Here is a 20130-nt window from a genome sequence, read left to right on the forward strand (position 1 = left end):
AGCCCCCTCTTACAGTCGGGTTGGTTTACACCTGATGAATCAGGCTGACCGTTGCGCTGCTGTCATTGGTCCAACACCACATCGCGCATCGGCGGGATGTAACCGTAGTCATAAGCCTCCTGCACGAACGAACGATCACCCTTGAGCACAATCCTGACCGTCGGCGCTTCGGTGCCGCCGATGCGGTAGTCGCCGCCGGCGGTGGGCACGCTGTCGATAAACGATGTGACCAGGCCATTGGGCATCACGCAGTGCGAATAGGTCTGGAACGGCTGCGACGGCGGGTTGCCCAGAACCAGGCCCGAAGCGTTCATCGGTGTGTAGGGGCCGAACAGATGATCGCCGACAAACCCGTAGACCCCATCCGGGCCCGTTATGCCATCGGCATAGGTGAACTTGTGACTGATGGTAAACAGGTAGTACTTGTTGTCCTGAAACACGTAGTGCGGCCGCTCGGTCTGATCATTCACCCCGACGGCGGTGACCAGGGGCGGCAGGAGTTCCCATTCATCGCCATTGAGGTCCTTGGCCACCGCAAGGCCGATGCAACCCACCTGGTAACGGGCACCGCCCACATGTTCATGCCCTGGCGGCACCAGGCCCAGTTCGTTCGCGCCCACTTCGTGAGTGCCGCGCTCACCTGCTACGTTGCCTTCGAACACCATGTACAGCTTGCCGTCCTTGGGATCGATAAACGGGCTGGGGTCGCGGAAGTTCCATGTCGCGTTCTGCGCTTCGGTCTGGTAGTAGGTGCCATCGGCTTCGAACAGGGCCTTTACCTGAGTGAAACCGCGCAGCTCGACACCGCTTTGGGAAGTGACCACCTGGCCTCGGACCTTGGCAATCGTCGCGCCCGGAGTGACGCAGGTGTAATACAGGTCGATGTCGCCGTTGTTATTGAGCAAGATCGGTGTACCTGCCCATTCACGCGTGGTCGGCGATACCCCTTCGGCCATCACGCGGCCGCCGAAGATCCAGTCTTTGCCGGTGCGCGAGTACCAGTAGCAGATGCGCGCATGACCATGGCGATCTTCCCAATCGCGCTTGATATCGTAGCGGCCATCGGCATTGATGAATTGCGGATCATGGGGGCGACGGTCGGCCGTCAGGGTGAAGATCACGGACCAGCCGTTAACCGAAACCACCGTGCCGTCCAGGGTGCGCAAGGGCATGGTGTCCCAGATAAACACCGTGTCACTCATCACCGGGAAGTCGGCAGGCACCAGCGGTTGAGTCGTGGTGGGGTCATTTTCATTCACTTTGAGCGCATCTGCGCGTGTCCAGCGAGTGGGGATAATAGTGGCGTGTTTCATGATGAAGTCCTTTTCATTGACGCTTGGATACGGCCCGTCATAGCGAGCCAGCGTATTGATTTGATCCATTGACCTACACACAGTGCCCAGCGGGGCTGAAGTGTCCTTCCTGGACAATCAGCGCCTAAACACTGTGTTTATATACAGTATTCGGCATTCGCCTGGGCGTCAACTCTTGAGTGAAAATATCCAGAGGTGGGAGGGGTTTACCCCCTCCCACATTTACCCTCCCAACTATGTTATTTGGAAACCGGCATCGCAAACTCAGCACCCTGTTCGATGCTCTCCGACCAGCGCTGCATGATCGACTTCTGCTTGGTGTAGAAGCGCACGCCTTCAGTGCCGTAAGCATGCATGTCGCCGAACAGGCTCTTCTTCCAACCACCAAAGCCGTGCCAGGCCATCGGCACCGGGATCGGGACGTTGATGCCGACCATGCCCACTTCGATGCGTCGTGCAAATTCGCGGGCGATGTGGCCGTCGCGGGTGAAGCAGCTGACGCCGTTGCCGAACTCGTGGTCGTTAACCAGTTTTACCGCTTCGGCGAAGTCATTCACGCGCACGCAGGCCAGTACCGGGCCGAAGATTTCTTCGCGGTAGATGCTCATCTCTTTGGTCACGTGGTCGAACAGTGTCGCGCCGAGCCAGAAGCCGTTTTCCAGGCCCGGTTCGTTGGGCACGTAGTTGCGGCCGTCCAGCAGCAGTTGTGCGCCGGCTTGCACGCCTTGTTCGATGTAGCCGCTGATGCGTTCCAGGGCGGCGCGGGAGACGATGGGGCCCATTTCGGCTTTAAGGTCGCGGCCGTCGGTGATGCGCAGGTGCTTGGCGCGTTCGGTCAGGGCGGCGATGACTTTGTCACCCACATCGCCCACCAGCACCGCCACGGAAATCGCCATGCAGCGTTCGCCGGCACTGCCGTAAGCGGCGCCCATCAAGGCGTCGACGGTTTTTTCGATGTCGGCGTCGGGCATTACCACCATGTGGTTTTTCGCGCCGCCCAGGCCCTGCACGCGCTTACCGTGGCGCGCGCCGGTTTCGTAGATGTACTGCGCAATCGGTGTGGAGCCGACGAAGCTCACGGCCTTGACGTCCGGGTGTTCGATCAGTGCATCCACCGCTTCCTTGTCGCCTTGCACCACGTTGAATACGCCCTTGGGCAGGCCGGCTTCACGCAGCAGCTCGGCCATGAACAACGACGCACTCGGGTCGGTGGGGCTGGGTTTGAGGATGAAGGTGTTGCCCGCTGCAATGGCGATGGGGTACATCCACATCGGTACCATCACCGGGAAGTTGAACGGCGTGACGCCCGCCACCACGCCCAGGGGTTGGCGCATAGTCCAGTTGTCCATGCCCCGGGAAACCTGGTCGGAATGCTCGCCCTTGAGCAGGTTGGGAATGCCGCAGGCGAATTCGAGGATATCGATGCCACGGTCGACTTCGCCCTGGGCGTCGGTGAACACCTTGCCGTGTTCGGCGACGATGATCCGCGCCAGGTCGTCTTTACGTTCACGCAGCAGGTGCAGGTACTGGAACAGTACGCGGGCGCGGCGGATCGGCGGGGTGTCGGCCCAGCCGGCGAAAGCGGCCTGGGCGGCAGCGACGGCCTCGGACACAGTCTGGTGGCTGGCCAGCGCAACGCGGGCGGTTTTCTCGCCGGTGGCCGGGTTGTAGACATCCTGGTAGCGATCATCGCGGGAAACGCGCTGGTCGTTGATGTAGTGCTCAATGGTGTGGGTCATGGCAGTCGATCCAGGTGGTTAGCGTTGGTACACACCTTAGGCTTTCGCTTTGTTCCTAACCAGAGCAGAATCCAGAACTTATTGTCCTTATAGGCGAACAATGTGGCCATGGAAAAATCCGAGATCGAAGGCTTGTGGACCCACATACACTGGCTCTCCGTACTGGAAGAACACGGTACCTACACCGCCGCCGCCGCGCGTCTGGGGGTAAGTAAGTCGGCCGTAAGCCAGCGTATTTCCGACCTGGAAAAAGCCACCGGTACCCGCCTGGTGACGCGCACCACCCGCAGTGTGCGGCTGACCGATGCAGGGCGTTCATTGACCCGTGACGTGCGCAGTGCCTACGAACAGATTGCCCGCAGCTTTTCGTCGGTGCGCGACGCCGCAGGAGAGATCCGCGGCCTGGTGCGCCTCACCGCGCCAGTGGCATTTGCTCGCCAGCAATTGGTGCCGCACCTGTCGGGGTTCCTGCAGCAATACCCGCAGGTGCGTATCCAACTGGACGTGTCCGATGCCCTCAGTTCACTCGCCGCCGAAGGCTATGACCTGGCGGTACGTCATGGTTTTCAGGTGCCGGAAACCCATGTGGCCTGGAAGCTGTGCGACACCGGCTCGGTGCTGGTGGCCACCCGGGATTATCTGCAACGCCACGGCGAACCGCGCGAGCCCGGCGAGCTGTCGGCGCACAACTGCCTGTTCTACCCGCGCGGTGCCGACCAACCGGCCTGGACCTTCGAACGCAACCACAAAAACGTCGAACGCATCACCGTGCCCATCGCCGGCAGCTTCGCCACCAACAACAGCGAAGCCTTGCGCGATGCGGCCCTGCACCACCTGGGCATCGCCCTGCTCCCTGACTTCAGCGCCCACGCCGCCCTGGCCAGCGGCAAACTGGTACAGGTACTCAAGGGCTGGACGCTCAAGGGCGCGTTTGCCGATGAGATCTATTTGATCCGCCCGTACTCACCCCATGTGCCCAAGTCGGTAAGTGCGCTGGTGGGGTATCTGAAAGACAGGCTATCCGGTGGGTTTGCATTCAAAGGGTAAAACTTATCCGTTGCCAGAAAGAACTAAAAGTCCATAATGGACAAATTAGTTTACGTCGGAGACACCCATGCTCACCCCACCTTTTGTGATCGACCAGACCCAGGCCCGCGAACACCTGGCCCGCCTCGACGTACCGCAGATCCTGCGCGCGCTGTTCCGCGATCTGGCTGCCGGGCACGCGGTGCAGCCGGCGCAGCAGCTTGTGCAATTCCCCAACGGCGCCGGTGATTTCATCAACTACCTCGGTGTGTTGGCCAATGAGGGTGTGTATGGGGTCAAGACTTCGCCCTACATCGTGCGCGAACAAGGGCCACTGGTAACGGCGTGGACGCTGCTGATGTCGATGCACACCGGCCAGCCGTTGTTGTTGTGCGACGCCGCCGAACTGACCACCGCGCGCACCGCCGCCACTACGGCGTTGGCGGTGGGCGCACTGGCCGCACCGCAGGCCCAACGCTTGGCGATTATCGGCAGCGGCAAAGTCGCCCAGGCCCATGTGCAGTATGTGAAGAACCTGCGGGACTGGCAGAGCATCCGTCTGTTTTCGCCCAGCGCGGTCACGGCCAATCACGACGCCCTCCACTGCCTGGACCCGCGCCTGAGCATCGCCGCCAGCTGCGAGGCTGCCGTGGACAACGCCGATGTGATCCTGCTGTGTACCTCCTCGGCGGGCCCCGTGCTCGACCCGACACGCCTGAGCAAACCGGCGCTGATCACCTCCATCAGCACCAACGCCCCGCGCGCCCATGAAGTGCCGCCCCACAGCCTCACGGGCATGCAGGTGTTCTGCGACTATCGCCAGACCACCCCCACCGCAGCCGGCGAAATGCTGATCGCCGCCGAACAGCACGGCTGGCACCCCCGCATGGTCCTAGGCGACCTACCCGAGCTGCTCAGTGACCTGGTGCCGCGCCCGACCTATGATCGCCACGTATTCTTCCGTTCCATCGGCCTGGGCCTGGAAGACATCGCCCTGGCCAATGCCCTCTGGAGACAGCTATGAACCACGCGGACTACCTCATCATCGGCGGTGGCATTGCCGGCGCCTCCACGGGGTTCTGGTTATCGCCCCACGGCAAGGTGATCGTGCTGGAACGTGAAAGCCACCCGGCCTATCACTCCACCGGGCGTTCGGCGGCGCTCTATACCGCCGCCTATGGCACCCCGCAAGTGCGCGCGCTGACCCTGGCCAGCCGCGACTTTTTCGACCATCCGCCTGCCGGTTTCTGTGAACACCCGCTGCTCACGCCACGGGGCGAAATGACCGTGGACTTCAGCGGCGACCCGGCCGAATTGAACGCGCAATATCTGAGCGCCAAGGCTACTGTGGAGCAGGTCGTGCAACTGAGCGCCGATGAAGCCTGTGAGATGTTACCGATCCTGCGGCGGGAAAAAGTCCATGGCGCGATCTACGACCCCACCGCCAGCGACATCGACACCGACGCCCTGCACCAAGGCTATCTGCGCGGTATCCGGCGCAATGGCGGCGACGTGCGCACCGACAGCGAGGTGCTGGGCTTGAGTCGCGACAGTGCCGGGCTCTGGCAGGTCAGCACCCAGGACGCCACCTTCACCGCGCCAATCATCATCAACGCCGCCGGCGCCTGGGCCGACCATATCGGCGGACTGGCCGGCGCCGCATCCATCGGCCTGCAACCCAAGCGCCGCTCGGCATTTATCTTCGCCGGCCCCGAAGGCGTGGACAGCCATGCCTGGCCGATGCTGGTAGCGCTGGACGAAGCCTTCTACATGAAGCCCGACGCTGGCATGTTCCTCGGCTCGCCGGCCAATGCCGACCCGGTGCAGGCACAGGATGTGCAGCCCGAAGAGTTGGATATCGCCATGGGCATCTACCAGATCGAAGAAGCCACCACCCTGAGCATCCGCCGCCCCACTCGCACCTGGGCCGGGCTGCGCAGTTTTGTGCACGATGGCGATCTGCTCAGCGGCTTCGATCCCCAGGTGCCGGGGCTGTACTGGGTCGCGGCGCAAGGCGGTTATGGCATTCAGACTTCACCGGCCATGGGCCAGGCCAGCGCGGCACTGGTGCGCGGAGTACCGCTGCCCCAGGCACTGACCCGCTTCGGTCTGGACGCTGATATGCTTTCCCCCGCCCGCCTGGAGCCCCATTGATGAACACCGCCGAACACGACAAAGCCCTGCAGAATTTCCGCGCGATTGCCGATGCGATCGCCACGCTGTTTTTCCCCCACGCCGAAGTAGTGCTGCATGACCTGCGCACACAAACCGTCGATTACATCGCCAACAACCTGTCCAAACGCGCCATCGGCGATGACTCGGCGCTGGAGGACATGCTCAGCGAGGAAATCAGCGAAGTGAATATCGGCCCGTACGAAAAGCTCAACTGGGACGGTCAGAAAATTCGCAGCCTGAGCACTGTCCTGCGCGACGCCCAGGATCGTCCGTTGGCGGTGCTGTGCATCAACTTGAATATCTCCCTGTTCGAAAACGCCAAGGCTGCGCTGGACCTGTTCCTGTCACCGAGCAAACTGATCCCGCAGCCGGACGCCCTGTTTCGCGATGACTGGCAGGAGCGCATCAACACCTTCCTCCACGCTTGGCTGCGCGAACGTCAACTGAGCCTGAACCTGCTGACCCGCGACCACAAACGCGAACTGGTACTGGCGCTGCACGCCGAAGGCGCGTTCAAGGGCAAGAGCGCCTCGAACTACGTGGCCAATGTATTGGGCATGGGGCGGGCCACGGTCTACAAGCACTTGAAGGAGCTCAAGGGCTGATCGAATGAGGTAACGGGCCTGATTGCAGTGGTGACTGACATTTATCGGGGGCAAGCCCCCTCCCACACTTGGAGCACCAGGCACCAGCCATACCCTGTGGAACAGGAAATTGCCTGTAGGAGGAGGCCTGCCCTCTCCCACACTTGGAGCACCGGGCATCAGCCATACCCTGTGAAAGGGGAATTGCCTGTGGGAGGAGGCCCTCTCCCACACTTGGAACACCGGGCATCAGCCATACGCTGTGGAAGGGGAATTGCCTGTGGGAGGAGGCCCTCTCCCACACTTGGAGCACCGGGCATCAGCCATACGCTGTGGAAGGGGAATTGCCTGTGGGAGGAGGCCCTCTCCCACACTTGGAGCACCGGGCATCAGCCATACCCTGTGGAAGGGGAATTGCCTGTGGGAGGAGGCCCCCTCCCACACTTGGAGCACCAGGCACCAGCCATACCCTGTGGAACAGGGAATTGCCTGTAGGAGGAGGCCTGCCCTCTCCCACACTTGGAGCACCGGGCATCAGTCATACCCTGTGAAAGGGGAATTGCCTGTGGGAGGAGGCCCTCTCCCACACTTGGAGCACCGGGCATCAGCCATACCCTGTGGGAGGGGGCTTGCCCCCGATGGCGGTCTTTCAGTCGCCGTAGATATCCGACTTGAAGTACTGCTGGGAGATTTTCTGATACTCGCCACTGGCGCGAATCCCGTCGATGGCACTGTTGAGTTCGCTGACCAACGCGGTATTGCCCTTACGCACCGCGATTCCCGCGCCTTCACCCACGTATTTCGGGTCTTTGAGTTCCGGGCCGACAAAGGCATAGCGCTTGCCCCGCGGCATCTGCAGGAAGTCGTTCAATGGGATGGTGTCGGCAAAGATCGCATCCAGGCGCCCCGCCGCCAGGTCCATGTAGATTTCTTCGTTATTGCTGTAACGCTTGACGTTGATGCCCTTGGGCTCGAACACCTCGGTGGCGTAACGGTCGGTGGTGGTGGCGCGCTGCACGCCGACGGTCTTGCCCTTGAGGCTGGCGTACTGGTCATCCACCACCGCGCCGTCCTTCATCACCAGGCGCGATGAAGTGAAGTAGTACTTGTGGGTGAAATCCACCGACTTCTTACGGTCTTCGTTAATGGTCATGGACGACAAGGCCATGTCGATTTTCTTCACTTTGAGGGAAGGAATCAGACCATCGAACTCGCCTTCGACCCACACACACTTGACCTTCATCTGCGCACACAGGGCATTGCCGATGTCGTAGTCGAAGCCGACGATCTTGCCCTCCTCGGTCTTGGAGGCAAACGGCGGATATGCCGCTTCGATGCCAATACGCAGGGTCTGCTCGGAGGCCAGCACATGGCTGGACGCAAACAGGCTGAGGGCCAGGGCGGGGATCAGGGCGCGTTTCTTCATGGAGGTTTCTCGCAAGTTGTTGTGGGTTTTGGCAAGAGTGAAGAAAAAATGCAGCGTTGCCTTTGTACTTATAAATCCATACTGGACTTTTATGTACAACCCGTCAAATCCACCTCGTCGCTCCCTTTCGGAAGATACTAATTTGAACGTTCACGCACCCCACTCCCTCAATACTGAAGGACGACCTGGAGGTAAGCGCCATGGCAGCAAACAAGCGTCAAGCGTCGCAACCATCCGATTGGGATGCACAACTGGCAAGAAACACCGAACTGTTTTTCGAAGCCGACCGCCTGGAGCAGGCGGCCTACGACATTATCGGCACCAGCCTGGCGGATGCCGCCGCGTGGTTGCGCTTTACCGAGGCCAAGCAGGTGGCCGACGCCAAGCGCACCGAGGCATATCAGGACCTGATGCGCATTCGCCGCGCCATGGAGCAGGAACGTGCCGACCCGCGTCCGCCCAAAACCGCGGAGCAAAAAAAACCCGACGGCACATGACTGCGCGGTCGGGCAAACGAAGCGACCAGCTTCAATAACGGGGTTTGACGGCTTTCCAATCGGGCTGATAGCGCTGCATCTGTTTCACGTCATCGCGCTGGCGGATACCGCAGCTCAGGTACTGATCATGCAGCTTGCCCAACTGGTCATGGTCCAGCTCAAGACCCAGGCCGGGGGCGCGGGTGAGCTGCACACAGCCGTCGACAATCGGCACTTTGCCACCCTTGATCACCTCCTCGTCCGGCTCTTGCCAGGGGTAGTGGGTGTCGCAGGCGTAGTCAAGATTGGGCACCGAAGCCGCCACATGGGCCATCGCCATCAGGCTGATGCCCAGGTGCGAATTGGAGTGCATCGACACGCCCAGGCCGAAGGTCTGGCACATCCTGGCGAGCACCTGGGTGTCACGCAGGCCGCCCCAGTAATGGTGGTCCGCAAGCACGATCTGCACACTGTTTTGCGCCACGCTGCGGCGAAACTCATCAAAGTCGGTGACCACCATGTTGGTCGCCAACGCTAACCCGGTGCGTTTGTGCAGGTCGGCCATGCCATCGAGGCCGGGGGTCGGATCTTCGTAATACTGCAGGTCGTCGCCCAGCAACTCGGCCATGCGGATTGCCGTGTCGAGGGACCAGTTGCCATTCGGGTCGATGCGCAGCGGCACGCCTGGGAAGGCTTTTTTCAGCGCCTTGATACACGCCACTTCATGCTCGGGGTCCAGTGCACCGGCCTTGAGTTTGATGCTTTTGAAACCGTAGCTGTCGATCATGTGCCGGGCCTGGGCGACGATCTGCTGCTCATTAAGCGCCTCGCCCCAGTGGTCGGGTGCGTAGGGCGAATCGACATGCTCGGCGTATTTGAAGAACAGATAGGCACTGAAAGGGATGCGTTCGCGGATCGCCCCACCCAGCAGGTCCACCAGTGGCACATTCAAGGCATGGGCTTGCAAGTCGAGTAAGGCCACTTCGAACGCCGAATTAGCATTGCTCACGGCTTTGCTGGCGTGGGAACCCGGTGCCAGTTCGGCTCCGGGCAGGCTTGTGGGTGCATGGGCGGCCACGGTGGCCTGGACGATGGCGCGCAGGCCGTTGAGGTTGAACGGATCGAGCCCGATCAACTGCGGTTGCACCCGTTGCTGGATCGCCAGCGCCGGGGCATCGCCGTAGCTTTCGCCAAGGCCGATATAGCCGGTGTCACTCTCCACTTCGATGATTGAGCGCAGGGCAAAGGGTTCATGGATACCGCTGGCGTTAAGCAACGGCGGATCGCGAAAAGCGATCGGGGTGACGGTGACGCGGACGATTTTCAAGAGGCGGCTCCCTGTGGGCCTGGACGCAAGGCGTGATGATGGGCGGACGTGGGCGGCACATCGCCGTGCGGCGCGGTTCGGGCAAAAAACACCAGCACCGCCGCCACCAGCGAGGTCGCTGCCAGGCCATACAGCCCGCCCTCGATGGAACCAGTGGTCTGCTCAAGCAGGCCGAAGGTGGTGGGCGCAACAAAACCTCCGAGGTTGCCCACCGAATTGATCAAGGCGATCACTGCTGCCGCAATCCGCGCATCCAGATAACCCTGGGGGATGGGCCAAAACAGCGCCGAGGCGGCTTTGAATCCAATCGCCGCAAAACAGATCGCAACAAAGGCGAACACCGGCCCGCCAACGGTCGACATAAACATGCCCAGCGCCGCGATCACCAGCATCAGTGCGACCCAAGCCTGCTGGTGCTTCCACTTGCTGGCCAGGGAGGCAAAGCCGTACATCGCGACGATGGAAATCAACCACGGAATTGAATTGAACAGGCCCACCTGGAAGTCCCCCAGGTTGCCCATTTTCTTGATCATGCTCGGTAGCCAAAACGTGGCGCCGTAGATGGTCAGGGCAATCGAGAAGTAGATAAAACAAAACAGCGCGATCTGTTTGTCGGCCAGCAGCTTGAACATCGACGGGCGGCTGACCTGGGCCGCTTCACGCGCCTGCTGCTCATGGTCGATGGCGCTGACCAATGCGTATTTTTCTTGCGCGCTGAGCCAGGTCGCCTCGCGGGGATGGGACTGCAGCCAACACCACACAAACCCGCAGAGCACGATGGAGGCAAACCCCTCGATCAGGAACATCCACTGCCAGCCGTGCAGGCTCAGGCCGCTCACGTTCAGCAGCGCACCCGACACCGGCCCGGAAATCACCGAGGCGATGGCCGAGCCGCTCAAAAATACCGCCATGGCCTTGCCACGCTCGGCGGCCGGCAGCCACTGGGTGAAGTAATAAATGATGCCGGGGAAAAACCCCGCTTCGGCGGCGCCGAGAATAAAGCGCAGCACGTAGAAACTCGTCTCGCCCTGCACAAAGGCCATGGCCATCGCGGCCGCGCCCCAGGTGAACATGATGCGCGTCAGCCAGGCCCGTGCGCCGTAGCGTTGCAACAACAGATTGGACGGCACTTCGAAAATCGCATACCCAATGAAAAACAACCCGGCACCCAGACCGTAGGCCGCTGCGCCAATTCCCAGGTCGGTCTCCATGTGGCTGCGCACAAAGCCGATGTTGACCCGGTCGATGTAGTTGACGATAAACATCACCACGAACAGCGGCAGCACATGGCGCTTGACCTTGGCGGCCGCGCGGGCAAGCACGGCGGGGTCCGGCGGATTGTGGAAGGTATCCAAGAGCGACTCCCGATGATTGTTTTTGTAGGGACGCATCGATCATGGACGCCGGCCATTGTTCCCGTCTAATCTAACTTGGCATGGGATTGATACCGGGATTAGATCAATGTTCGAGTTGACGCAACTGCGCTGCTTTACCACGGTGGCCACCGAGCTGAATTTCCGCCGCGCCGCCGAACGCCTGAACATGACCCAACCGCCGCTGAGCCGGCAGATCCAATTGCTTGAGCATCATTTGGGCGTGGCGTTGTTTGCGCGGACTACCCGCAGCGTCACCCTCACCGCCGCCGGCCGGGCGTTTTTCATCGAAGCGCAGAACCTGCTCGAACGCGCCCAACAAGCGGCAATCACCGCGCGACGCTTTGCCGAAGGCGACATTGGTACGGTCAATATCAGCTTCGTCGGCAGCGCGGTGTATGAGTTTCTGCCCAAGGTGATTGCCGAAGCGCGGCTCAAGCAGCCCCAGGTCAAAATCGACCTGTCGGAGATGAACACCTATCAGCAATACGAAGCCCTGCGCGCGAGGCGCATCGACCTGGGCATCGTGCGCGCGCCGTTGCTGGAACCGGGCTACGCCACCGAATGCCTGGTGCGCGAGCCCTTTGTGCTGGCGGTGCCGAGCGCGCATCGCCTGGCCCATGCCGAGTCGGTCAGCGTGCAGGACCTGGACGCGCAACCTTTCCTGATGTACGCCCACGCCGCCTACCCGCCGTTCAACGAACTGCTTACCGGCCTGCTGCGCTCGGCGCGCGTCGCGCCGGACTACGTGCAATGGCTGGGCTCCTCACTGACCATCCTGGCCCTGGTCAATGCCGGCATGGGCCTGGCCCTGGTACCGCGTTGCGCCAGCAGCGTGGTGTTCAAAAACGTAGTGTTCCGCGACATTGATCTAGGCGAAGGGGCGCAAAGCGAACTGCACCTGATCTGGCGCGAAGACAACGACAACCCGGCATTCGCAATGCTGCTGGAGGGCATCCGCAACGCCGTGCGCGAGGGTTGGGCCTGAACGCGAAGCTACCTGCACGAACACACCGACTGCCGACAGTCATCCAATCCTCTCGAATACTTGCCTGATCCTCCGAACTTTCAGGTGCTCGGATAGATAGCCCTTGCGCAGTCGACTAGAGTTCGACGATGGGCGCTCTATCGCCCTCCCTATAAGAAAAACCGTACCCCTAACCGAAGATCAGCAGGTGAGCCAGCCATGGAGCTACGAATCAACCAGAAGACCTACCAGGTCGATGCCGACGCCGACACGCCGTTGCTGTGGGTGATCCGCGATGACTTGGGGCTGACCGGCACCAAGTACGGCTGCGGTCTGGCTCAATGTGGCGCCTGCTCGGTGCTGGTGGACGGCAACGTGGTGCGTGCGTGCGTGACGCCGGTGGCCGGGGTGGTGGGCCGTGAGGTCACCACCATCGAAGCGATCGAAGCCGATGAGGTCGGCAAACGCGTGGTCAGCGCCTGGGTCGAGCATCAAGTGGCGCAGTGCGGTTACTGCCAGTCCGGGCAGGTGATGGCTGCCACGGCGCTGCTCAAGCACACCCCGGCGCCCACGGTGGAGCAGATCGATGCGGCGATGGTCAACCTGTGCCGCTGCGGCACCTACAACGCCATTCACGCCGCCGTGCAGGACCTGGCCACCGGGAAGGAGCACGCCTGATGAACACGCCTGAACTGATCCCCGGCCTGCCCCTCGGCGAACCGATCAACCTGTCCCGCCGGCGTTTTCTGGCCAGTACCGCCGTCGGCGCGCTGGTCATTGGTTTCGGCCTGCCGCTGGGCGCGTCCAGAGCCCAGGCCGCTGCCGGCGCAAGCGCCGAGCGCGGCACCCAGGTGCCGGCGTTTCTGGAGATTCGCCCCGACGGCAGCGTGCGCCTGCTCAGCCCGTTCATGGAAGGCGGCCAAGGCACCCATACCGCCATGGCGCAAATCGTCGGCGAAGAGCTGGACGCCGACCCCGCCACGTTCATCGTCGAAGCCGCGCCACCCGGCGACGCCTATGTGGTGATGGAAAACGGCATGCGCATCACCGGCGGCAGCATGTCGGTGCGCATGAGCTACCCGACTATGCGCCGCCTCGGCGCCCTCGCCCGCGCCATGTTGCTGCAGGCCGGTGCCGAACAGCTCGGCGTGCCGGTGGCACAGTTGACCACCCAGCCAGGCCGCGTGGTGCATGCCGCGTCTGGCCGCTCGCTGGGCTACGGCGAGTTGGCCGGCCGTGCCCTGGACATGCCGGTGCCCGACCTGGCCAGCGTCACCCTGCGCGACCCCAGCCAATTCCGCTGGATCGGCAAACCGGTCAAACGCGTGGACGCCTATGACAAGTCCACCGGCAAGGCGCAGTACAGCATCGACCTGAAAGTCGACGGTATGCTCCATGCCGCCGTGCAGCACGCGCCGCGCCTGGGCATGACGGTCGGCGGCCTGCGCAACCAGGCGCAGGTCGAGGCCATGAAGGGCGTGCATTCCGTGCATCAATTACCCGGCGCGGTGGCGGTGGTGGCCGAGCGTTGGTGGCATGCCAAGCGCGCGGTGGAAGCGATCCAGGTGGACTGGCAGGAACCGACTGCCGACTCAACGGTGCGAGCGATGCCGGCGGATTTTTCCAGCGACGCTTACCGTGATTTCCTCGCGGCCCAGCAGGGCCCGGCCCGTGACGATGAAAACGAAGGCGATGTGGCCGGCGCGCTGTCCAGCGCCAAAACCAAGGTCGAAGCGACCTACCACAACCAATATGTCAACCACGCACAACTGGAGCCGCCGTCGGCACTGGCGCGCTTCAACCCGGACGGTTCGCTGGATATCTGGCTGCCCAACCAGGCGCCGGACATGTTCCGCGCTGACATCGCCAAGCGCACCGGCCTGGCGCCCGAGCGCATCCATCTGCATTCGCCGCTGTTGGGCGGTTTCTTCGGTCGGCACTTCCTGTACGACTCGGCCAGCCCCTACCCCCAGGCCATCGCGCTGGCCAAGGCGGTGGGTCGCCCGGTCAAGTTGATCTGGAGCCGTGAGGAAGAATTCCTGCGCGATGTCTTGCGCCCGGTGGCGGTGGTCAAGTTCCGTGCCGCGCTGGACGCCGACGGCCTGCCCGTGGCCATCGAAGCGGTAAGTGCCACCGAAGGCCCTACTGAAGCCATTGCCGGCAAACAGGGGGACAAACTCGACCCCACGGCGCTCGAAGGGCTGTCGGGCAAGAGTTATGCGATCCCCAACAAGCGCATCGCGCAGATCTACGTCAAAGGCCCGGCCATGCTCGGCTACTGGCGTTCGGTGGGCAACTCCCTCAACGACTTCTTCTACGAAGCGTTCCTCGACGAGCTAGCCGACAAAGGTGGCCGCGATCCGTACGACCTGCGCTTGCACCTGCTGCGTGACAATCCGCGCCTGACCACGCTGCTCAAGGCAGTGGCTGAGTTGTCCGGCGGCTGGAAGCGCGGCCCCTACACCGCCGAAGACGGCACTCGCCGCGCGCGGGGCGTGGCCATGGCTTCGCCGTTCGGCTCCCATGCGGCGGTGATCGCCGAGGTGTCGATCGACAAAGGCCAGGTCAAGGTGCATCACATCTGGGAAGCCATCGATCCGGGCAGCATCGTCAACCCGGCCATCGTCGAGGCGCAGGTCAACGGTGCCGTGGCCCTGGGCCTGTCGCAAACCTTGCTGGAAGAAGCGGTGTATGTGGACGGCAAGCCACGGGCGCGCAATTACGACCTTTACCCGATCCTGCCACCTTCGCGGATGGCCCAGGTGCATGTGAAGATCGTGGAAAGCGGCGAAAAAATGGGCGGCATCGGCGAACCACCCCTGCCGGCCGTGGCGCCAGCGGTGGTCAATGCCGTGGCGCAACTGACTGGCCAGCGCGTGCGCAGCCTGCCATTGAGCCGACACACTTTCAGCTGACCGACCGAGACCGCCCATGAATAACCGATTCGCAAGAACCCTCGGCTGGTTGGCCGTGCCCTGCCTGGTCGCCGCCGGCGCACTGGCGTGGTATGTCACCCGCCAACCTGTAACCGCGTTCGAGCAGGCGCCAGCCGCCGAATTTGACCCTGCCCTGGTCAGCCGTGGCGAGTACGTCGCGCGCCTGAGCGACTGCGTGGCCTGCCACAGCCTGCCCGGCAAGGCACCGTTCGCCGGCGGCCTGGAAATGGCCACGCCGCTGGGTAATATCCACGCCACCAACGTGACCCCGGACCCTACCCACGGCATCGGCCGTTACAGCCTCGCCGACTTCGACCGCGCGGTGCGTCACGGCGTAGCGCCGGGCGGGCGGCGGCTGTACCCGGCCATGCCCTACCCCTCCTATGCCAAGCTCAGTGACGATGATGTGCGGTCGCTGTACGCCTTCTTTATGAAGGGCGTACAACCGGCCAACCAGGCCAACCTCCCCAGCGACATCCCCTGGCCGCTGAACATGCGCTGGCCCATTGCGCTGTGGAACGGGCTGTTCGCGCCAAACACCCCCTATGCGGCCAAACCGGCCCAGGATGCGCTGTGGAACCGTGGCGCCTACATCGTCCAGGGCCCCGGCCATTGCGGCAGTTGCCACACCCCGCGTGGCCTGGCCTTCAATGAGAAAGCGCTGGACGAAGCCGGTAAGCCGTTCCTCGCCGGCGCCCTGCTCGACGGCTGGTACGCCCCCAGCCTGCGCCAGGACCCTAACACCGGTCTGGGCCGCTGGAGCGAGGCGCAGCTCGTGCAGTTCCTCAAGACGGGTCGCAACCAGCACGCGGTGGTGTACGGTTCGATGACTGAAGCGTTCAACAACTCGACTCAGTTTATGAGCGACGACGACCTGGCGGCCATTGCCCGCTACCTCAAGTCACTGCCTGGCGACCCACAGCGCGACGGCGCACCCTGGGCCTATCAGGCCGTGGCCGCCAACGCCCGCCCGGATGCTCCCGGAGCCCACACCTACGCCACCCGCTGCGCCTCCTGCCATGGCCTGGACGGCAAAGGCCAGCCCGATTGGATGCCGCCACTGGCGGGCGCCACTTCGGCCCTGGCCACAGAAACCGCCTCGGCCATCAACATCACCCTCAACGGCGCCCAGCGCGTAGTAGCCGCCGGCGTTCCGGACGCCTATCGCATGCCGGCCTTCCGCGAGCAACTGTCCGACCAGGACATCGCCGAAGTGCTGACCTACGTGCGTAGCACCTGGGGCAACCACGGCAGCGCGGTCGAGGCCAAGGACGTGGGCAAACTGCGCGAGCACACCGATCCGGCGAGCAGCACGCCGATCATCTTGCAGATGCGCTGATCTGCGGCGTCACACCAACGAGCGGGCAAGCTCTGCAGATGCAAAGCTTGCCCGCCAAGGCCGCAGCACTGCCGCGCCTAACGGCCTACTGCCTCATCCAGAAAACGCACCACGCCTTTCAACGCGTATTCAGCGGCAAGCACCTGCACCTGTTCGCGCGAACCGATGAAGCGTTCCTTGCGGCTGAATACCTTGACCGCGCCGTTGAGGTGATAAGCCCAGGCAAAGCACACGGTGCCCGGTGGAATGCCGTCGATGCTGTCAGGCCCCAGCAGGCCGGTTGTGGCAACAGCCACCTGGGCAGGGCTGTCGCGTAAGGCGCCCTGGGCCATTTCGCGGGCCACTTCGCAGCTGGTGAGGTTGAACGTCTTGATGGTGTAGGCACTGACGCCCAATAAGCGTTGCTTGGCCTCCTCGGAATACACCACGTACCCGCACTCGATACATGCACCACTGCCCTCGACTTGGGACAGCAACGTAATGATCTTGCCGGCCGTGCACGACTCGGCGGTGGTGAGCAGCAAGCGGTGTTGTTTCAGGCAGTCAATGGTGGCTGCGGCGATGGACATGGTCTTTCCTCCTTGCAAAAGTCTTCGGCCCGCACACTGCGTGCGCTGATAGAGCTAGACGGCGTCACTCATAAGGAATCACGGAGATCTTGCCGTTGCGTTCAAGAATGGCGAAGCGGATCTGCCTCAGTTCGACGATGCCCTGGGCAGAGCGCGCGGCCTCCAATACATCCTCGGCATCCAGCCGAGCACGCTTGAGGCGTTCGGGCAGCAAACGGCCATGCTCCACCAGCACCGTTGGCCCGCCATCGAGTACCCGGGCCAACCAGGTGAACCGTTGTTTGATCAGGGACAACCCGATGTCGATGGCGATCAGTGTCGCAATCACCAACACCGCATTGGTCAGGGAAAAGTCATCGCCCAACAAGGCTTGCTGGGTGGCCTCGCCGATGACCATCAGCAGCACCAGATCGAAGGTGGTGAGTTCGGCCAGGGAGCGCCGACCGGCAATTTTGAACAGCACCATCAGCACCAGATAAATGGCGGCGGCGCGCAACACCGAATCCATGTGTACCCCCTAGGGATAAATGAACTGAGAAAATTGCAGCGCCGCCCCTGCGCCCAGCGCCACTTGAGTGTCGAAACGGCCTACGCCGTCACTGCGCAGATTCAGACGCAAAACTGCCTGGCCATCTGCGTCGCTGAGCACCCACAGCTTGACCCCCTGACCCGCCGCGCTGGCCTTGAGCGGTTGAGGTTGCAGCATCTCGATGTTGAACCCTTGGAGCAACTCGCCTTCGATGCGCGCCTCAAGCGCAGTGTTGGGTTGGCCGCGTAAGTGGATCACCAGCGTGTCGGATGCACCGTTACGCAGGAAGCGTTGATACTCCACGCGCACCTGACCATCGGCACTGTGCACCTGGGCCTCACTGAGCGGCCCTTTTGAAAACAAGCCGCCCAAGGTCAGCGCCACCAACAGCAGCAACCCGTACCAGCCCCAACGTTCGAAGCGCCAGACCTTGCGCTGAAGAGCCATGTCCTCGCGCACCGGGTCACGGCGACTGCACAGTTCGCCCTGAGGCTCTCCGCTCTCCATGTCGTTATCAACCTTTGCTGTGTTCGGGTGACGACGGCCCCTTGGTCACACCCCGCGGACCGGCAATGCTCCAGATAACCGCGCCGACAAACGGCAGCAGGATCACCAATGCGGTCCATCCCAGCTTAGTGCGCGAGATTTTGCTGCTGCGCCAGACGCTGTTGATGATCCACAGGTCGAGCAATACCAGAATGACGGCCACGCCTGCCCAGAAGTAAGTGGTTTGCATACGGCACCTCCTATTCAGTGATGCACGTTTAGGCCCTGCACCGAGTGTAGAGGTTCACTCTATATGCAAGCGAAGCGGCAACTAAGCGAAGCGGCATAACAGCTATCAGTTCAATATCAAAGACAACACCGACACATTAAAAACTTATACGAAGCGGCGTTAACAAGACCATTTTGTACAAGTTATTCCGAGCAACTACCGCTCATCGTCATTTTCAAAAATTCTTCAAACATTTCCGTCAGTGCCGTTATCGGAGTTAATGCCTATTGTTGCAATGGGCACTCATATAACCAAACTTGATTAAATAGTGGAGATGCATCATGCCTACCAGTAATAAAAACCCTGGCAACTTCGCCAATGATCATGAACGCGCATCCGAGGCCGGGCGTAAAGGCGGCCAAGCGTCCGGCGGCAACTTTGCCAACGACCGCGAAAAAGCCGCCCAAGCTGGCCGCAAAGGCGGACAGCACAGCCATGGCGGCGGCCGCACGTCGTAAGTTCGCCAGCACACGGGCGCGATACAAATGCAACTTTCGTGACGTTCTAAAGCTTGTCTATACATCAAGACTGAACAGCAAGCTTTACTGATTAGCGTGCGCCAAAGGCAACTTCACTAATGAAAGCTGCATAACCTTTATAACCATGAGGTAAACGACAATGAGCACTCAGGATAAAAAAGGCCAAACAAGCGTTAACGAAGCGGGCAGCAAAGGCGGCCAACACAGTGGAGGGAACTTCAAGAACGATCCACAACGGGCCGCCGAAGCCGGCAGTAAAGGCGGCCAACACAGCGGTGGCAACTTTGCCAACGACCGTGAAAAAGCCTCCCAAGCCGGACGTAAAGGAGGGGAACACAGCCACGGTGGCGGGCGCAGCAGTTGAGGCGCCAATGCAGGGGAGCCACACCGCTCCCCTGTTTTTTTCTCTAAGCCTGTGTGCTGACGCCGGGCTCTAACGGCTCAGCACGCTGCAACAGCGCGCCCGGGGTTAGCCCTCAGGATTGCTCCTCGTCCTGGCGCCCTTGGATGTCTGCACGACACGCCGCCAGGATTTCATCGGCCAGTGCCGAGTCATCCGGGCAGGCCCGTGACATGATCAACCCACCCAGCACCTGCGCCATCAACGCAAGATTGGCGGCACGCATCGCCGCCGCGTCTTGTTCTTCACCGTCGGCTTTTGCCTCGTGCATCGCGCTCACTTGGGCCTCGATGCCGGCGGCAAATGCAGCGCGAACCTCGTCTTCCTTGCGTGCCGCGTCACTGCATAACGCCGCCAGTGTGCACCCCGTAGCGCGCTGATCGCGGTGTTCTCGCGACAAGTAAAGATTCACGAATGCTTCGGTCGACGCCCCCGCCGTGCGGGCGGCGGACTCTGCCAGGCCGCACGCCGACGCTTGCGCCATCAGGTCGGCCTTGGATTCGAAGTGTTTGTAGAACCCACCTTGGGTAAACCCTGCCGCTGCCATCAAGTCAGCGATGCCCACACCGTCATAACCACGCTCGCGAAACAGCGCGGACGCGGTTTGCACGATGTGCGCGCGGTTGGCCTGGGCCTGTTGTTTAGAGACTTTCATCGTCCACCTGAAACTTATCCGTACAGGCCGCAAGCATACATT

19 protein-coding genes and 2 pseudogenes are annotated in these 20130 nt (G+C 62.0%); 11 read left to right on the top strand and 10 right to left on the bottom strand.

From position 1 onward, the window contains the following. Positions 1-62: 62 nt before the first annotated feature. Together FIV35_RS26755 and FIV35_RS26760 are read right to left on the bottom strand one after the other, a co-directional pair. Entirely contained in the window at positions 63-1313 is a 1251-nt protein-coding gene (locus FIV35_RS26755; RefSeq protein ID WP_034137857.1) for a glycoside hydrolase family 68 protein, read from the bottom strand. A 239-nt stretch (positions 1314-1552) separates the two neighbouring features. Next, a complete protein-coding gene (locus FIV35_RS26760; protein WP_034137792.1) occupies positions 1553-3052 on the bottom strand; it encodes a CoA-acylating methylmalonate-semialdehyde dehydrogenase in 1500 nt (499 codons plus the stop codon). Between the two features lie 108 nt (positions 3053-3160). Here FIV35_RS26760 and FIV35_RS26765 point away from each other — a divergent pair, with 108 nt between their 5' ends. The 4 genes from FIV35_RS26765 (at position 3161) to FIV35_RS26780 (ending at position 6858) form a co-directional block, all read left to right on the top strand. After that, the gene (locus FIV35_RS26765) at positions 3161-4099 is read left to right on the top strand and encodes a LysR family transcriptional regulator (RefSeq protein ID WP_034137791.1); all 939 of its coding nucleotides are present in this window, start codon (positions 3161-3163) and stop codon (positions 4097-4099) included. Between the two features lie 67 nt (positions 4100-4166). After that, the gene (locus tag FIV35_RS26770; RefSeq protein ID WP_034137790.1) at positions 4167-5102 is read left to right on the top strand and encodes an ornithine cyclodeaminase family protein; all 936 of its coding nucleotides are present in this window, start codon (positions 4167-4169) and stop codon (positions 5100-5102) included. Then, positions 5099-6232 (top strand): NAD(P)/FAD-dependent oxidoreductase, encoded by a 1134-nt coding sequence (locus tag FIV35_RS26775; protein WP_034137789.1) that lies wholly within the window; start codon positions 5099-5101, stop codon positions 6230-6232. The genes FIV35_RS26770 and FIV35_RS26775 overlap by 4 nt, the downstream gene beginning before the upstream one ends. Next, the gene (locus FIV35_RS26780) at positions 6232-6858 is read left to right on the top strand and encodes a helix-turn-helix transcriptional regulator (RefSeq protein WP_034137788.1); all 627 of its coding nucleotides are present in this window, start codon (positions 6232-6234) and stop codon (positions 6856-6858) included. Before FIV35_RS26775 ends, FIV35_RS26780 begins: the two co-directional genes overlap by 1 nt. Before the next feature lie 628 nt (positions 6859-7486). On the opposite strand, the gene FIV35_RS26785 is transcribed toward FIV35_RS26780, so the two are convergent. After that, positions 7487-8263 carry an ABC transporter substrate-binding protein gene (locus FIV35_RS26785; RefSeq protein ID WP_034137787.1) on the bottom strand — a complete coding sequence of 259 codons (777 nt, stop codon included), beginning with the start codon at positions 8261-8263 and terminating at the stop codon, positions 7487-7489. A gap of 200 nt (positions 8264-8463) precedes the next feature. On the opposite strand from FIV35_RS26785, the gene FIV35_RS26790 reads away from it, so the two are divergent. Further along, positions 8464-8760 (top strand): hypothetical protein, encoded by a 297-nt coding sequence (locus FIV35_RS26790; RefSeq protein ID WP_052198945.1) that lies wholly within the window; start codon positions 8464-8466, stop codon positions 8758-8760. Positions 8761-8791: 31 nt separating this feature from the next. On the opposite strand, the gene FIV35_RS26795 is transcribed toward FIV35_RS26790, so the two are convergent. Continuing rightward, positions 8792-10066 (bottom strand): glucarate dehydratase family protein, encoded by a 1275-nt coding sequence (locus FIV35_RS26795; RefSeq protein ID WP_034137786.1) that lies wholly within the window; start codon positions 10064-10066, stop codon positions 8792-8794. Then, on the bottom strand, positions 10063-11457 hold the full coding sequence (locus FIV35_RS26800; RefSeq protein WP_377732016.1) for an MFS transporter: 1395 nt from the start codon (positions 11455-11457) through the stop codon (positions 10063-10065). Before FIV35_RS26800 ends, FIV35_RS26795 begins: the two co-directional genes overlap by 4 nt. 70 nt (positions 11458-11527) lie before the next feature. Here FIV35_RS26800 and FIV35_RS26805 point away from each other — a divergent pair, with 70 nt between their 5' ends. The 4 genes from FIV35_RS26805 (at position 11528) to FIV35_RS26820 (ending at position 16681) form a co-directional block, all read left to right on the top strand. After that, complete coding sequence (locus FIV35_RS26805) at positions 11528-12427, top strand: LysR family transcriptional regulator (RefSeq protein ID WP_034137784.1); 900 nt, start codon at positions 11528-11530, stop codon at positions 12425-12427. Between the two features lie 198 nt (positions 12428-12625). Beyond that, positions 12626-13084 carry a (2Fe-2S)-binding protein gene (locus FIV35_RS26810; RefSeq protein WP_034112956.1) on the top strand — a complete coding sequence of 153 codons (459 nt, stop codon included), beginning with the start codon at positions 12626-12628 and terminating at the stop codon, positions 13082-13084. Further along, positions 13084-15321, top strand: a complete 2238-nt coding sequence (locus FIV35_RS26815) for a xanthine dehydrogenase family protein molybdopterin-binding subunit (RefSeq protein ID WP_034137783.1) — start codon at positions 13084-13086, stop codon at positions 15319-15321. The genes FIV35_RS26810 and FIV35_RS26815 overlap by 1 nt, the downstream gene beginning before the upstream one ends. A 16-nt stretch (positions 15322-15337) precedes the next feature. Next, positions 15338-16681, top strand: coding sequence for a c-type cytochrome (locus FIV35_RS26820; RefSeq protein ID WP_034137782.1), 1344 nt, complete (start codon positions 15338-15340; stop codon positions 16679-16681). Between the two features lie 77 nt (positions 16682-16758). On the opposite strand, the gene FIV35_RS26825 is transcribed toward FIV35_RS26820, so the two are convergent. From FIV35_RS26825 to FIV35_RS26840, 4 genes are all read right to left on the bottom strand, one after another. Then, positions 16759-17250: a CinA family protein gene (locus FIV35_RS26825; protein WP_034137781.1), complete on the bottom strand. Its 492-nt coding sequence runs from the start codon at positions 17248-17250 to the stop codon at positions 16759-16761. Between the two features lie 64 nt (positions 17251-17314). After that, positions 17315-17758 carry a DUF421 domain-containing protein gene (locus FIV35_RS26830; protein ID WP_034097307.1) on the bottom strand — a complete coding sequence of 148 codons (444 nt, stop codon included), beginning with the start codon at positions 17756-17758 and terminating at the stop codon, positions 17315-17317. A gap of 9 nt (positions 17759-17767) precedes the next feature. Further along, entirely contained in the window at positions 17768-18286 is a 519-nt protein-coding gene (locus tag FIV35_RS26835) for a hypothetical protein (RefSeq protein ID WP_034137780.1), read from the bottom strand. Between the two features lie 7 nt (positions 18287-18293). Next, positions 18294-18515, bottom strand: a complete 222-nt coding sequence (locus FIV35_RS26840) for a PLDc N-terminal domain-containing protein (RefSeq protein ID WP_034137779.1) — start codon at positions 18513-18515, stop codon at positions 18294-18296. 344 nt (positions 18516-18859) lie between these two features. On the opposite strand from FIV35_RS26840, the pseudogene FIV35_RS26845 reads away from it, so the two are divergent. Together FIV35_RS26845 and FIV35_RS26850 are read left to right on the top strand one after the other, a co-directional pair. Beyond that, a pseudogene (locus tag FIV35_RS26845) lies at positions 18860-19012 on the top strand (con-10 family general stress protein); the annotation flags it as partial. A 199-nt stretch (positions 19013-19211) separates the two neighbouring features. Beyond that, a pseudogene (locus FIV35_RS26850) lies at positions 19212-19397 on the top strand (con-10 family general stress protein); the annotation flags it as partial. Positions 19398-19509: 112 nt separating this feature from the next. Here the strand turns inward: FIV35_RS26850 and FIV35_RS26855 are convergent. Further along, a complete protein-coding gene (locus FIV35_RS26855) occupies positions 19510-20088 on the bottom strand; it encodes a TetR/AcrR family transcriptional regulator (RefSeq protein WP_034137777.1) in 579 nt (192 codons plus the stop codon). Between the last annotated feature and the right edge of the window lie 42 nt (positions 20089-20130).

The organism is Pseudomonas rhodesiae, assembly GCF_007858255.1.
Taxonomy (GTDB): domain Bacteria; phylum Pseudomonadota; class Gammaproteobacteria; order Pseudomonadales; family Pseudomonadaceae; genus Aquipseudomonas; species Aquipseudomonas rhodesiae.